Consider the following 14,146-nt stretch of genomic DNA (forward strand, 5'->3'; position numbering starts at 1 on the left):
ACTGCCGATTCAGTGACCTGAATCGAAGCCCTTCCCTGCTATCCGAAACGCTCAACTCGTTGATATTCAAGGAGTTTTTCGTTCCGACTGCGTCAGAAGTGGGGCGAATTATAGAGAGATCGAGAGGCACGTCAAGCACTTATTTCACAGCAGCGACAAATTTCAAGCGACAAGCAGCAAGAAGGGGCAGTGCCACCCTCTCTTGCAGCTTATGACTTGCAGCTTGCGACTACTGACTTGAAACTCACGCCCACAAAACAGCGACAGCACTATAAGGGACACTCGGTGAGATACGACCTGACCACGCTCGCGCTATTCATCACCGTCGCGCAAGAGCGGAACCTGACCCGTGCTGCCGGAATTCATCACCTGGCGCTTTCGGCCATCAGTAAACGCATCAGCGAACTGGAATCCCAGGTCGGCTCGGCCCTGCTGATCCGCAACGCGCGCGGGGTCGACCTGACCCCGGCCGGGCAGTCGATGCTGTTTTATGCCCGGCAGCTGAAGCAGACTGTCGAGCAACTCGACAACGAACTGGGCGAGTACGCGTCAGGCGTCAAAGGCCACCTGCGCATCCATGCCATCACCTCGGCTCTGTCACAGTTTCTCCCGGACGACATCGCCCGCTTTGTATCCCTCTATCCGCAGATCAAGTTCGACATTGAAGAGCGTGTCGGCTCGGCGGTGATCCGTGCCGTGGCCGACGGGCGCGCCGATATCGGCATCATCGCCATGCAGACCTCTGCCCAGGGCCTGGAAACCCTGCCCTACCGCGCCGACCAACTCAGCCTGGTGGTTCCCGCGGCACATGAACTGGCCAATCGCAAATCCATCCGCTTCCATGAAGTGTTGCAGCATGAGTTGGTCGGGCCTCATCTGGAAAGCTCGGTCCACACGCTGCTCACCGGCGAGGCAGAAAAACTGGGAATGCCCATCAAGCTGCGCATCCGCATCAGCAGCTTCGATTGCATGTGCCGGATGGTGTCCAGTGGCCTGGGGCTGGCGATTCTGCCCGCCAGCGTGGTCAAGCAGTACATGCGCAGTCACAAACTGAAAATCGTGTCTCTGGATGAGCCCTGGGCAAAGCGCACGCTGAAGCTGGCCTTCAAGAAATACGATGCGGCAACGCCCACCCTCAAGACCTTGATCGATCACCTCAGACAGCCCGACGTCTGAACCGGACCATGCCCAGCCTTCTCAAAACGAGAAGGCTGCCTTGGTAATTGATCAATTTTCACCACCGCGCCCAGCTCCTAGTATCGGCTCATCAGCGGCCAGGCCCGACCTGCACAGAGGCCGCACTACTATAAAAAGCCTGAGCGATTCGAGAATGACCGACACTGCCTGCGCCTTCATCCATCATCTGCTGATCGATAACGAGGCGTTTGCCTACATCGATCTGAACAAGATCCTCTCCCCTTCGCAGATCACTAGGCTGCCTTACTCGATTCGTATCCTGCTGGAGAACGTTGCGCGCTGCTCGCCCGACGCACTGCCCTCCGTGCTCGCTCGCGCCCTGGGTCAAGGCCCGGACTGTGAGGTGCCGTTTCAGCCCAACCGCTTGATGTTTCACGATACGACCTGCCTGCCGGCACTGGCAGACTTCGCCGGCATGCGTGACGTGGTGGCCGAACTGGGCGGCGCCCCCGAAACGATGAACCCGCTGATCCCGGCGATCCTGACCATCGACCACTCGGTGATCGTCGAACACTACGCCGAAGCCGATGCAGCCGAGCAAAATCTGGACATCGATTTTCGCCGTAACAGCGAACGCTACCGTTTCATCAAATGGGCACAGAAGAGCCTCGACAACTTTGGCGTGATCCCGCCGGGCACCGGCATCATTCATCAGATGAACATGGAAGCCCTGGCGCAGGTGGTCTGGGAGAGCAACACCGCCGACGGCCAGCGCCTGCTGCACCCTGACGACATGGTTGCCACCGACAGCCATACGCCGATGATCAATGCCATCGGTGTGCTGGGCTGGGGTGTTGGCGGGCTCGAAGGCCAGGCTGCCATGTTGGGCGAACCGGTTCCGCTGAGTTTTCCGAAGGTGGTGGGCATCCGCGTGAGCAACGCTCTGCGCCCCGGGGTGACGGCCACGGATCTGTCGCTGCATGTTGCCGAAATCCTGCGCAAGCGGTCGATGGTCGGCAAGTTCGTGGAATTCACCGGCCCCGGCCTTTCCAGCCTCGGCTGGGCGGCGCGCGGGACGGTGTCGAACATGGCCCCGGAGTACGGCGCGACGGTGGTGTTCTTCCCTTTCGACGACGAAACCCTGGCGTACCTCAAACTCAGCGGTCGTTCCGAGGCCTTGTGCAGCAAGGTCGCCAGCTATATGAACGCGCAGCCGCTGTGGCGCCGTGATGATCTGGACGAGCCACAGTTCGACGAGCTGATCGAACTGGATCTGCACAGTATCGAGCCGAGCGTCGCCGGCCCGCACCAACCGCACCAACGCCAGAAGCTCTCAGACGCCGCCGCGTCGTTTCGTAATGAAGTACTGGGTGGCGAAGGGCTGATCGCAGGGCCTAGCGAACAGTTTTTTTTCGAGCCGTCGTTCGGCCAACCGATCAGCCATGGCGCGGTGGTGATGTCGGCAATCACCAGTTGCACCAATACCGCGAATCCTGCGCAGATGATCCAGGCCGGTCTGTTGGCGCGCAAGGCACGCCAGTTGGGGCTGCAGCGTAAACCCTGGGTCAAGACTTCGCTGTCTCCCGGCTCCCGGGTCGTGGCCGACTATTTAAAGGAAGCGGGTCTGCTTGAGGATTTTTCTGCGCTCGGCTTTGATCTCGCCGGCTTCGGTTGCATGACCTGCATTGGCAACTCGGGTTCGCTGCAAGCGCACGTTGAGCGCTTTGCCGATCAGGGCCTCAGGGGCGTGGTCGTGCTCTCGGGCAATCGCAACTTCGAGGGCCGGGTCAATCCGAAGATTCCGGCAGGCTATCTGGCTTCGCCGGCGTTGTGTGTGGCCTATGCCATTGCCGGCACCATCGACATAGACCTGCAATCTCAGCCACTGGCCCAAGATGCCCAGGGCAACCCGGTGTATTTGCATGATTTGATGCCATCGGACAGCGAAGTCGCCACGCAACTGACTCAGGTGCTCAAGCCCGAATTCTTCCAGCAGCGCCTGGCCCAGGTGTGGGACGGCACTCACCACTGGCAGTCGCTGTCGGCCGAGGGCAGCGTGCAATTCCCCTGGAATCCGGACTCGACCTATCTGCGTCGTCCGCAGTACCTGGCCGAGATCGCCGCCGAACCGAAAGCCAGCCTGGCCATCAGCGGCGCCCGGGCATTGCTGGTCTTGGGCGACAACGTCACCACTGACCACATCTCACCCGCCTACTCGATTCCGAAAGACAGCCTGGCCGGCCAGTGGCTGCTGGCACGCGGCGAAGACCCCGCCGACCTGAACCAGTATTCGACCCGGCGCAGCAACCATGAGGTCATGGTGCGTGGCGCCTTCACCAACAAGGCCGTGAAAAACCGCCTGTTGGGCGACGATCAGCCGGGGCCGGGTGCCTGGGCCTGGAACGCCGATCACAGCCAGTGCCTGCCGCTGTATGAAGCGGCCGCCAGTTACATCGCGCAACACACGCCGATGGTGGTGTTCGCCGGTATCAACTACGGCGCGGGTTCCAGCCGCGACTGGGCGGCCAAGGCGCAAGCCCTGCTCGGGGTCAAGGCGGTGGTCGCGCAGAGCGTCGAGCGCATCCATCGCAGCAACCTGATCGGCATGGGCGTGCTGCCGCTGCTGTTCAAACAGGGCGAGTCGGCCAGCGACATGGCGCTCGACGGCAGCGAGCATTTCGACTTTCTCGGCCTTGAGCAACTGGTCGTGGGCGACAACCCGGTGACCATGAACATCGTTCGCGCCAACGGCGAGCAGCAACGCGTCGAACTGGGCCTGCGCATCGATTCACAGCAGGAAATCCGTTACCTGATCAACGGTGGCGTGCTGCCCTACGTGATTCGCAAAGTGCTCAAGCGCACCCGCAACTGATTTCACCACCGGGCCGGCCCAGGCCCGGACCCTGCGATTAACAACAATAAGGAAACGCAACCATGCAATGCGACGAACACGACGCAGGCCTCCCCTCGCCTGAAAACGGCAACCCGGCGCACGCCAGCGCAGGCCCCAATCGCCGAACCCTGCTCAAACAATTGGCCACCGTTGCCGGCGTATCGGCACTGGGCTCACTGCTACCGCCAGGGCTGGCCCAGGCCGCGAACCTTCTGAATAATCAACCCGCCACTCGGAGAAAAAACCCTATGTACGCCTATGTCGGGTCACGCACCACCCGTGAGCGCAACGCCCGCGGAGACGGGATCACGGTCTATCGGGTGGATCAAGAAAAAGGCACGCTGACCCTCGTTCAAGTGGTCAAGGATCTGGTCAACCCGTCGTTTCTGGCGCTGAACAAGACAGGCGATCGCCTGTACACCGTGCATGGCGACAAATCCGAGGTCAGCGCATTCGCCGTCGACACGGCCAGCGGCAAGCTCACGTTCATCAATACCCAGAGCTGCGAAGGCAAGAACCCGGTGCACCTGGCGCTCGACCCCAGCGAGCGGTTTCTGGTGGTGTCAAACCACATCGGCGGCTCGCTGGCGGTGCTGAACGTGGCCGAAGACGGCTCGCTCGGCGCTATCAATCAGCTGCTCAAGCTCGAAGGGCCGCTGGGGCCGCATCGTGTGGAGCAGCCCTTCGCCAAGCCGCACTTCAACCCTTTCGATCACAGCGGCAATTTCGTGCTGGTGCCGGACAAGGGCCTGGACCGGGTGTTCAGTTTCCGCTTCGACAACGGCAAGTTGTTTGCGGCCGAGCAACCTTTCGTGGCATCGCGCGAAGGTGCCGGGCCGCGCCACCTGGCGTTTCACCCGCGTGCGGCCTTCGCCTATGTGGTCAACGAACTGGACTCCAGCGTCACCACCTACCGCTTCAACCCGCAGACCGGCGCGCTGTCGCCGATTCAAGTGCTGCCATCGCTGCCATCGACCTTCACCGGCAACAGCCGCGCGTCGGAGATCGAAGTGGACCGCAGCGGGCGCTTTCTCTACGCCTCCAACCGCGGCTATGACAGCGTGGCCGTTTTCAGCATCGATCAGGGAACCGGCCTGCTGGCCCCCGTCGAGTTCATGCCCACCGACGGCAAGACCCCGCGCTTCTTCACCCTGACACCCAACGAACGCTTTCTGTTCGCCCTGAACGAGGACAGCGACACGATCATTTCCATGGCCGTGGACCCGCAGCGCGGCGCCCTCAGCAAGACCGGATTTTCGGTGAGCACTGGCAGCCCGGTGTGCATGGTCTTCTCAGCCTGAATATCGCCGGATCTAAAATAAAGCCATGACAGAGGCAGGCCAGCGCCTGCTTCCAGTGAGGTCATCATGAACAACAATAAGCCTGATGAAACCGCGATCGTGCGCAAGGTCACCCTGCGCATCATCCCTTTCGTATTCCTGCTCTACATCGTCTCTTATCTGGACCGCGCCAACATTGGCTACGCCGCCCTGCAAATGAACAAGGAGCTGGCGCTGTCCAGCGAGGCGTTCGGTTTCATCTCGGGGATTTTCTTTCTCGGTTACTTCCTGTTCGAAGTGCCCAGCAACGTGATGCTGAACAAGTTCGGCGCGCGGGTCTGGATTGCGCGGATTCTGGTGACCTGGGGTCTGATCGCCGCACTGACCGCCTTCGCCCAGACAGCGAACCAGCTCTACGTACTGCGCTTCTTTCTGGGTGTCGCCGAAGCCGGCTTCTTCCCGGGCATCATCGTTTACCTGACGTTCTGGTTCCGCTCCAAGGAACTGGCCACCACTGTGGCGCTGTTCACCGCCGCGATTCCGGTGAGTTACATCATCGGCGCGCCGATGAGCACCTGGATCATGGACAACATCGGCTGGCTGAACTGGAGCGGCTGGCGCTGGATGCTGTTTCTGGAAGGCATTCCGGCGGTGTTCCTCGGCATCGCCTGTTATTTCTTCCTGACCGACAAACCGGAACAGGCCAAATGGCTCACGTCAGAAGAACGCGACTGGTTGATAGGTGAGCTCGAACGCGATCGCAAATCGCGCAAAAACGTGAAGAGCCTCGGCGTGTTCAAGACCATGAGCAATCCGAAGGTGCTGTATCTGGCGTTCATTTATTTCGTGTACCAGTGCGGCAGTCTGGGGGTGGGCTACTGGATGCCGCAGATCATCAAGGGCTTCTCCGCATCGCTGACTCACACGCAGATCGGCCTGATCGCGATGCTGCCGTACATCGTCGCGACTGCCGCAATGATTCTCTGGTCGCGCAGCTCGGACAAACGCAACGAGCGCAAGCTGCATTCGGCGATCCCGCTGCTGTTCGCCGCCGTCGGCCTGGTCGGTGCCGGCCTGCTGCAGAGCCCTTATCTGGCGATGGCGATGATCTGTGTCGCGCTGTCGGGCCTGTACAGCTTCAAGTCGCCGTTCTGGGCGCTGCCCACCCTGTTTCTCGACCGCACCACCGCTGCAGTGTCCATCGCCGTGATCAACTCGGTCGGCAACCTGGGCGGCTTCGTCGGCCCCTCGATGATCGGCGTGGTCAAGGGCGACAGCCAGAGCGCCGCCAATGGCCTGCTGTTCCTCAGCGCCCTATTGGTCATCGGCTTCCTGATGACCCTGCTGATGCGCGTCACTTATAAAGAAGCCACACCGCCTACCGGCTCCATGAGCCACGAGGCACACTGACACTGATGCAGCCTTTTTCTGACGGAGCAATCAATGAGTTCGATTTCCCCAGCTGTACTCCACGATCTGGCGCCCGACGGCGTGCTGCGCGCCGCCATCAACTTCGGCAACCCGGTGCTGGCGCAGCAACGTAACGACGGATCGGCGCAAGGCGTTTCAGTGGCACTGGCCACGGCCTTGGCCCAGGAGCTGGGCGTTGGGTTGCAACTGACTACCTTCGACGCCGCCGGCAAAGTATTCGCCGCCCTGGACAACCGCGCATGGAGCGTCGCATTTCTGGCCATTGAACCGGTGCGCGAACAGCAGATCGCCTTCAGCGAACCCTACGTCATCATCGAGGGCACCTACCTGGTGCCCGCCGATGCGCCGTATGCCAGCGTCAACGACCTCGACCAGCCGGGGCTGAAACTGGCCGTCGGCAAAGGCGCAGCCTACGACCTATTCCTGAGCCGCACCCTACAGCACGCGCAACTGGAACGCGCCGATACCTCGGCGGGTGCGGTGGACCTGTTTATCGAGAAACAACTGGATGCTGCGGCGGGTGTTCGCCAGCCCTTGGCGAAAGTGGCAGCCAGTAATCCGGCATATCGGGTGCTGGACGATGCGTTCACGTCCATCCGCCAGGCCATGGCCGTGCCACGGGGGCATGATGCGGGTGCTGCGTTTGTTCGGGGTTTTGTCGAGCGCAAGAAGGCACAAGGGTTTGTGCGCGCGGCGCTGGATGAGAGTGGGCAGAGTGAGGTGACGGTCGCGCCGTCGATTTGGTAGGAGTTGTGAAGTGTGCACCGGCTACTGGAGCACACTTTCATGCAGACGAAAAAAAACCCAAGAATTCACACTGACGTGGACCTCTCGGGTTTTGAAGATGGTGGGTCGTGTAGGATTCGAACCTACGACCAATTGGTTAAAAGCCAACTGGGCGTCGAATCCGATCCAACCCCTGTGGTGTAGGGCTTTCAGGCCAGCGCGCATGGCTTAGCAGCCTCTAATGAACTCACATTAGAGGCGTTAAACATGAAAACCACCTCGGTCGTTTCAACAAAGGGCGGCGTAGGGAAGACAACGGTTGAAGCCAACCTCGGCGCATTCTGTGCCGATGCCGGGCTTCGAACCCTGCTGATCGATCTGGACCCGGCCCAGCCTTCGCTTTCCTCGTATTACCAACTGGTGGAGGAAGCCCAAGGCGGGATCTACGACCTGCTGGCGTTCAACATCACCGATTCGGTTCGCGTGATCTCCAGCACCGCGATCCCGAATCTGTCGGTTGTGATCTCGAACGACATCAACAATCAGCTCAACACTTTGCTCCTGCAGGCACCCGACGGCCGCCTGCGCCTGGCGAACCTGATGCCGGCTTTCGAGGAGCATTTTGATCTGGTCCTGATCGATACTCAGGGCGCTCGCTCGGCCATGCTGGAAATGGTGGTTCTGGCATCAGACCTGGTCATCTCTCCTCTCCTGCCAAACATGCTCGCTGCGCGGGAGTTCAGCCGCGGGACCATGCAGATGCTTGAGGGGCTGCGCTCATACGAGCGCTTGGGCATGAAAATTCCTCCAGTGCAGATCGTCATCAACAACCTCGATCAGACCGTGGATGCGCAGATGATCGAAAGCTCGGTGCGCGAAATCTTCCATGACAATCATGCGATCCGAGTCCTGGACTGCACGATCCCGGCCGCAGTTGTGTTTCGCAATGCTGCCTCGCAAGGAACTCCCGCACACCGTCTGGAATATCGACAGCCTTCCAATCGCAAGTCCCCAGCTGCGCTGACAATCATTCGCCAACTGGCCATCGAGCTGTTTCCAGAATGGCGCGACCGATTTGAGGCGCTGACGGAAACCGCAATCGAGTCGCTGGTTAAGGGGGGACGCTGAGATGCAAACCACATCCACCATCACCGCTGATCTCGTGCTTTCGCTCGGCAAATACCAAGGTGCCAATGATCTGCGAAAGCTTCAGGCCAAGCTCACCGGGACTGCTAGGGATATCCGTGCGCTGACCTGCGGTGACAAGCTGCTAGGCCGCATAGGTGAAACACTGAGTGAAGAACAAAAGCAGCTCCTGCGCGATGCAACCAAGCTGATTGAAACAATCGGGTTCAACATTCAGCACGCGAAAGAGAAGCGCCAGCGTTCAGAAGCCTTGGCCAAGGCTCGCCGCAAAGCACGTGAGACCGAGGCAAGAAAACTCACGATCTCTGCCTATCCCCTTCCAAGCGAAACCCTAGAACAGAAGCTTGAAATTGTCCGTATCGTCCTGACCCTCAGCCGAGCTGGATGCTATCAGCCGTTTTACTCGTCTAGCGAAATATCGCTGCGTCTTCGCAACGACGCACGCGAATGTCCTCGGCTCATTGGCTGGAACAGTGAACAGCAGTATTGGGAGTCTCGCGTTCGCGCGCTAGCCGCCGAACTGCGGGAAGAAATCGAACTGTATCTGGCAGCGGATGATGATCAATCTGTCCGGCAGAAATTCGATGAGCTGCAGACAAAGGTGCAGGTGCATCATCCAGCGGTATGCAGCGACCCTTATGAAGCTGAGACCATGCGCATCTGGGCCGGGTTGCTCGCCACTCCTCAACGAGGAGCTGGCCAATGACCGACAAACAGAAGGTCCTCAATAAAGTTGCCAAGCTCATGGCCTTGGCGGAGTGCCAAGGCGCCACCCCGAACGAAGTTGAAACAGCACTCCGCCAGGCGCGCAGCCTGATGATGCAGTACAACCTGGAATCTATCGAAATTGCGGCTCATGCAGTAGACGAGGTGAGCGTGGCGACTCAGACGCGCCGCTCTCCGCAAAACTGGCTGCACGCACTGGCCGGAACCTGCGCCACAGCATTCGACTGCAGCCACATGGCCTACCTGAACCGTTCGTGCGGTTGGTCGTTCAAGTTTCTTGGCAAGGGCATCTCTCCGGAGCTGGCCGCATACGCATACTCCTCACTGCATCACCAGTTGGTAGCAGCTCGGCGCGAACATGTAGCCCTGCAGAAACGCTGCAAGCTCACGACCAAACGGCGCCGGGGTCGGCTTTTTGCAGAGGGCTGGCTGAATGCGATTTCGCACAAGGTTGCTCAATTCGCAGGGAAACTGGACGACAGCATCCAGCGTGAGATCAACGCCTACCTGGAACTTCATCACCCCAACCTTAAAACCTCCACCATTGAACCAATGGTTGCGAAAGGGCACGACAGCGTTTCCCTCCTTGCCGGTTGGAGTCAGGGGAGCAAAGCCAACCTTCACCGCGGCGTGGGGCAACATCACCAGGACCGACTGGCGACCGGGGGTGACAAGTGAACGCTCTCGACTTGTCTCCTCCCTACTCTGTTGAAGCTGAACAGGGCGTGATCGGTGGCTTGTTGCTCGACAACAACGCTTGGGATCTGATTGCGGACCAACTGACCGAAGATGATTTCTTTCGCCAAGAGCACCGGACACTCTTCAAGACAATCGCGGCGTTGGCGACCCAATCCACACCCTTCGACGTTGTCACGGTGAACGACGCGCTGGCAGAACCTGCCGCTGCAGGCGGGTTGGGGTATCTGACAGAGCTTGCGAAGAACACGCCGTCGGTCGCCAATATCGAGCACTACGCCAGGATCGTTCGCAATCGCTCGCACTTACGCAAGCTGATGTCCGTGGGTTTCCAATGCTCGCGCGAAGCTTCTGATCAGCGTGCGCTTGCCACCGATGTGCAGGAATCGATCGAGCAGCAGCTCTTCGCTCTGGGTCAGGACAGATCCACGGTCGAGTTCGTCAGCCTGAACCAGCACCTGAGTAAAGTGGTTGAAGAGATCGATGAGCGCTTCAACCGCAACTCGCCCCTCACCGGCCTGCCGTCAGGCCTTGATGACCTGGACGAGATGACCACAGGCTGGCAGCCCGCCGACCTGATCATCCTCGCTGCGCGGCCGTCGATGGGCAAAACGGCTTTGGCGCTCAACTTCGTCGACGCGGCCCTTCAGAAAGAAAAAGCCAAGTCTGTGCAGGTGTTCAGCCTTGAGATGCCGACCAAGGCACTGATCTACCGCCTGCTTGCGGTTTTGGGCCATCTGGACCTGCGCAAACTGCTCAAAGGCCAGCTTGAGGAAGACGACTGGCCAAAACTGACCGCTGCGATGAGCCGCATGAATGCCTATGGCGATCGCCTGGTCATCGACGATGAAGCAAGCCTGACCCCTGCAGCACTGCGGGCAAAGTCGCGACGTGCCGCGCGCAAATTTGGTCATCCCTCGCTGATCATGGTCGATTACATCCAGTTCATGAACTGCCCCGGGCAGGAAAATCGGGCCAACGAGATCAGTGCCATTTCTCGCTCGCTGAAAGCGCTGGCCAAAGAAATGGACTGCCCCGTCATCGCCCTCTCCCAACTCAACCGCTCATTGGAGCAGCGCCCCAACAAGCGGCCGGTGAACGCGGATTTACGTGACAGCGGCGCTCTGGAGCAGGACGCGGATGTGATCGTGTTCGTGTACCGGGACGAGGTCTACAACCCGCAAACCGAGTTCAAAGGCATTGCAGAGCTGATCCTCGGCAAACACCGCAACGGCCCTACCGGTGCCGTCAAAACCGCTTTCATCCCCCATCAAACCCGCTTCGCCAATTTGAGCGCGAGCACATGGCAAGGAGCCTGCGCATGACCCGTCCTTCAAAAAATGAGCTTTCCCACTGGTGCCGCAGTTGCGATACGCACTTTCAGTTAAACCAGATCCGCCAATGCATTCCGGTCCCAGAATCAGCGCTTGGTGAGGAAGAAGTTCTGCAGTGCACCACCTGCGGCAGTTACCAGATCGAGGAGTTGAAAAACCTGACTCAGGAGGCGCTCTGATGCCAGTCCGTCATTGCATTGTCCACTTGATTGCTCCCGGGAAGGATGGCTTACCCTGCCCTCTTCACCTTCGCAATACCGCCCTGCCTCAATCAGAGGTCATCGAAGGGATGATCGCCAGCCTAAACGGCGCCTATAACGGTAGGCCCGGGAAGATGTGGGGTTTCTTCCAGCCTGAATCCAGTGCCTATCCGCTGAGGGGCTGGCTGCAGGAATACTGCGATGGAGATATCGACTTCATCGGATTCAGCCAAGTAGCAGTCGAGCATTTGGCCAGGTTACTGGCCGGCTCCAACAGCTCAGGTGGGTATGTGCTCTTCGCCCACGTGTTGCACGGCCCGACCGACTATCTGCTGATTGCGTTGCTCCTGCCCAGCGAGGGCGTCGCCATGACTCCAGACCTGGAGGTCATCCCGTCGGCCCAACTGGATCTGACCCGCCTGCAAATGGCAGCCCGAATCAACCTTTCTCATTGGCAGGAGGCGAGCGGTTCGCAGCAGTACATCTCCGTGTTCAGCAACAAGAGCTCGAACCACTTCCAGGATTTCCTCGGCTTTCAGGAAAACCTCTTCCTGCAGATCCGCTGAAACAGTCTCACCCGACCTGCCATTGGAGAACGATATGAGCAACCAACAGAAACGCGCCAACGACGAAAAATTCGTGATTCGTCTGCCCAACGGCATGCGAGGTCGAATTGCCGAGCAGGCACGCGACAACAACCGCTCCATGAACTCGGAAATGATTCACCGGCTTGAACGATCCGAGGAGCTGCAGTCATCCCTGGAGCGCGCGCACCAAATCATCGATCAGTTGCTCGCAGATACTCCTTGCACGAATGAACCCGGGGCCAAGGCATGAAACCGTCCCTGGAGAGCATTAAGGATCAGCTTTTGAAGCCTTCATTCGAGCACAACACACCCCCAGCCCAGCGCATGAGCGACCCCATCGTGGATACGCCCATGGTGCTGACGCTGGATGAAACCCTGCCGTGGGACACCAACCCACGGACCACCCGCAACCCGAAATACGACGAACTCAAGGAATCGATCAGGGAGCGAGGGCTGGATGCCCCGCCCCCGGTCACCCGACGACCTGGCGAGGACAAGTTCAGGATCCGTAATGGTGGAAACACACGCCTTGCGATCCTGAACGAGTTGTACAAGGAGACTGGCGAAGACCGGTTCTTCCGGTTCCACACTCTGTTCCGTCCCTGGGATGAATTGCGCGGCGAGATCATTTCGTTGACCGGCCACCTCGCTGAGAACGACCTTCAGGGGCAGCTGCTTTTTATCGAGCGCGCGCTCGGCGTCGACAAGGCTCGCGCACTGTATGAACAAGAGGCGGGAGAACCTGTGTCACTGCGCGAGCTGTCCCGCCGGCTAAAGTCTGACGGGTACCCAGTGTCTGCGTCGCACCTGAGTCGGATGCAGGACACCATTCGTTATCTGCTGCCGGCTGTGCCAGGGCTTCTGTATTCGGGACTTGGGGTTAACCGTATTTCAAAGGTCCTGGCGTTGCGTAGCACTTCACTGCAGTGCTGGGAGAACAACAACCGCGACCCAAGTCAGTCGCTGGACTTTGATCAGATCTTTCAAGATGTGCTGACTCAGTTTGAAGGCGATGCCAATGAGTTCCTGCTGCAGCGGTTTCAAGACGAGCTGATCCATCAGCTCAAAGTCCCGCTGGGCCTGGGGTATGAGTCAATTCTGCTGGAGATCAGCCAGAATCAGGATCAGCTTAGACGGTCGCTTCCCCCGCTGGAAATGAAGACCGAAGCGGCCTCTTTTGCGGGAGCCCCCGAGCCGCATTCGCCGTCCGTAGAGCAGCCTCTTCCTCCTGCCGAACCACCGTCCCCTTCGCCACCTGAGGGGGTACTAACACATCTGCCGAGCGCAAACCCCATAGCTGCAGAGCAATTTACGGGTGAAGAACGGCAAGCTCGATTGGACGGCCACGTTGCCAGCCCAGTAACGACATCCCCACGGGTGACGCAGGTCAAACAGCAGCTGGCTGCGCTGGAGGGAGAGCAACTGCCCGATTTCGAAGCCAATGCTCTCGTGGCAATCCCAGTTCAAGCTGGCGGCCTGCATCCGATTTCCGATCTCTGGTACATCGAGCGCGAGATCGACACCCCTGACAATCTGCGTCAGCACATCGCTCAACTGGCTCGTGAAGTCGCAGGATCGGTGAACGCACCTGGTGAAATCTTCGAGACTGAAGCAGGAATCGGTTTCGGTTATCGCCCCCCTCAAGGCGCGATTGAAATAAACGCAGCAGCGCACCACACCCTGACACTCCTCCTGTCCTTGAGCGGTACCTATGGAGTCGTCGTGGACGGCGTACTTGCGAACCCGGAATCGCATAAAGACGAGCTCGCTGAGTTCGAGTTCGCCGCAGGCCTCGGCGACTTGCTACTGGGGCAGCCAAGGTTCAAGAACTGCGATCCGGACGCATCGGGCCGGCTGAGCGATGGAGCGCTAGTGAAGGTCTTTCGAATTATCCGGCTATCCAGACGACTCATCGATCTCGAACTGGCGTCCCTTACCGAAACCTTGCCATTGCCTGAAGCTGATGCCGTGTGAAGGCAGGGAGGATCTG

13 protein-coding genes and 1 tRNA gene are annotated in these 14,146 nt (G+C 59.4%); 13 read left to right on the forward strand and 1 reads right to left on the reverse strand.

The genetic code is table 11. The features are described from left to right. Positions 1–285 precede the first annotated feature (285 nt). From AC1MEK_RS29065 to AC1MEK_RS29085, 5 genes are all read left to right on the forward strand, one after another. A complete protein-coding gene (locus AC1MEK_RS29065) occupies positions 286–1,176 on the forward strand; it encodes a LysR substrate-binding domain-containing protein (RefSeq protein WP_480399705.1) in 891 nt (296 codons plus the stop codon). A gap of 154 nt (positions 1,177–1,330) precedes the next feature. Then, the gene (gene acnA, locus AC1MEK_RS29070; protein ID WP_480399706.1) at positions 1,331–4,009 is read left to right on the forward strand and encodes an aconitate hydratase AcnA; all 2,679 of its coding nucleotides are present in this window, start codon (positions 1,331–1,333) and stop codon (positions 4,007–4,009) included. 269 nt (positions 4,010–4,278) lie between these two features. Continuing rightward, entirely contained in the window at positions 4,279–5,331 is a 1,053-nt protein-coding gene (locus AC1MEK_RS29075; protein WP_480399740.1) for a lactonase family protein, read from the forward strand. Between the two features lie 66 nt (positions 5,332–5,397). Beyond that, a complete protein-coding gene (locus AC1MEK_RS29080) occupies positions 5,398–6,720 on the forward strand; it encodes an MFS transporter (protein WP_480399707.1) in 1,323 nt (440 codons plus the stop codon). 33 nt (positions 6,721–6,753) lie between these two features. Continuing rightward, positions 6,754–7,488, forward strand: coding sequence for a transporter substrate-binding domain-containing protein (locus AC1MEK_RS29085; RefSeq protein ID WP_480399708.1), 735 nt, complete (start codon positions 6,754–6,756; stop codon positions 7,486–7,488). Between the two features lie 98 nt (positions 7,489–7,586). On the opposite strand, the gene AC1MEK_RS29090 is transcribed toward AC1MEK_RS29085, so the two are convergent. Further along, positions 7,587–7,660 (reverse strand) — tRNA-Lys (locus tag AC1MEK_RS29090). 74 nt (positions 7,661–7,734) lie between these two features. Between AC1MEK_RS29090 and AC1MEK_RS29095 the strand changes: the two genes are divergently transcribed. From AC1MEK_RS29095 to AC1MEK_RS29130, 8 genes are read left to right on the forward strand one after another with little or no spacing between them, the layout of a single operon-like run. Beyond that, a complete protein-coding gene (locus AC1MEK_RS29095) occupies positions 7,735–8,595 on the forward strand; it encodes a ParA family protein (protein WP_480399709.1) in 861 nt (286 codons plus the stop codon). A gap of 1 nt (position 8,596) precedes the next feature. After that, positions 8,597–9,319 carry a hypothetical protein gene (locus AC1MEK_RS29100; RefSeq protein ID WP_480399710.1) on the forward strand — a complete coding sequence of 241 codons (723 nt, stop codon included), beginning with the start codon at positions 8,597–8,599 and terminating at the stop codon, positions 9,317–9,319. Then, positions 9,316–10,017, forward strand: a complete 702-nt coding sequence (locus AC1MEK_RS29105; protein ID WP_480399711.1) for a DUF2786 domain-containing protein — start codon at positions 9,316–9,318, stop codon at positions 10,015–10,017. Before AC1MEK_RS29100 ends, AC1MEK_RS29105 begins: the two co-directional genes overlap by 4 nt. Then, positions 10,014–11,360 (forward strand): replicative DNA helicase, encoded by a 1,347-nt coding sequence (dnaB, locus tag AC1MEK_RS29110; RefSeq protein WP_480399712.1) that lies wholly within the window; start codon positions 10,014–10,016, stop codon positions 11,358–11,360. The genes AC1MEK_RS29105 and dnaB overlap by 4 nt, the downstream gene beginning before the upstream one ends. Beyond that, positions 11,357–11,548: a hypothetical protein gene (locus AC1MEK_RS29115; protein WP_480399713.1), complete on the forward strand. Its 192-nt coding sequence runs from the start codon at positions 11,357–11,359 to the stop codon at positions 11,546–11,548. Before dnaB ends, AC1MEK_RS29115 begins: the two co-directional genes overlap by 4 nt. Continuing rightward, on the forward strand, positions 11,548–12,135 hold the full coding sequence (locus AC1MEK_RS29120) for a nucleoid-associated protein (RefSeq protein WP_480399714.1): 588 nt from the start codon (positions 11,548–11,550) through the stop codon (positions 12,133–12,135). The genes AC1MEK_RS29115 and AC1MEK_RS29120 overlap by 1 nt, the downstream gene beginning before the upstream one ends. A gap of 34 nt (positions 12,136–12,169) precedes the next feature. Then, positions 12,170–12,406: an Arc family DNA-binding protein gene (locus AC1MEK_RS29125; protein ID WP_480399715.1), complete on the forward strand. Its 237-nt coding sequence runs from the start codon at positions 12,170–12,172 to the stop codon at positions 12,404–12,406. Further along, entirely contained in the window at positions 12,403–14,130 is a 1,728-nt protein-coding gene (locus AC1MEK_RS29130; protein ID WP_480399716.1) for a ParB family protein, read from the forward strand. Before AC1MEK_RS29125 ends, AC1MEK_RS29130 begins: the two co-directional genes overlap by 4 nt. The last annotated feature ends 16 nt before the right edge of the window (positions 14,131–14,146 follow it).

The sequence above is a fragment of the Pseudomonas sp. 2 genome, assembly GCF_056627435.1.

Bases quoted from the DNA above. Each gene is read 5' to 3' on its own strand.
- acnA (WP_480399706.1), top strand. From the start codon at position 1,331: ATGACCGACACTGCCTGCGCCTTCATCCATCATCTGCTGATCGATAAC.
- AC1MEK_RS29075 (WP_480399740.1), top strand. From the start codon at position 4,279: ATGTACGCCTATGTCGGGTCACGCACCACCCGTGAGCGCAACGCCCGC.
- AC1MEK_RS29080 (WP_480399707.1), top strand. From the start codon at position 5,398: ATGAACAACAATAAGCCTGATGAAACCGCGATCGTGCGCAAGGTCACC.
- AC1MEK_RS29085 (WP_480399708.1), top strand. From the start codon at position 6,754: ATGAGTTCGATTTCCCCAGCTGTACTCCACGATCTGGCGCCCGACGGC.
- AC1MEK_RS29095 (WP_480399709.1), top strand. From the start codon at position 7,735: ATGAAAACCACCTCGGTCGTTTCAACAAAGGGCGGCGTAGGGAAGACA.
- AC1MEK_RS29100 (WP_480399710.1), top strand. From the start codon at position 8,597: ATGCAAACCACATCCACCATCACCGCTGATCTCGTGCTTTCGCTCGGC.
- AC1MEK_RS29105 (WP_480399711.1), top strand. From the start codon at position 9,316: ATGACCGACAAACAGAAGGTCCTCAATAAAGTTGCCAAGCTCATGGCC.
- AC1MEK_RS29115 (WP_480399713.1), top strand. From the start codon at position 11,357: ATGACCCGTCCTTCAAAAAATGAGCTTTCCCACTGGTGCCGCAGTTGC.
- AC1MEK_RS29120 (WP_480399714.1), top strand. From the start codon at position 11,548: ATGCCAGTCCGTCATTGCATTGTCCACTTGATTGCTCCCGGGAAGGAT.
- AC1MEK_RS29125 (WP_480399715.1), top strand. From the start codon at position 12,170: ATGAGCAACCAACAGAAACGCGCCAACGACGAAAAATTCGTGATTCGT.
- AC1MEK_RS29130 (WP_480399716.1), top strand. From the start codon at position 12,403: ATGAAACCGTCCCTGGAGAGCATTAAGGATCAGCTTTTGAAGCCTTCA.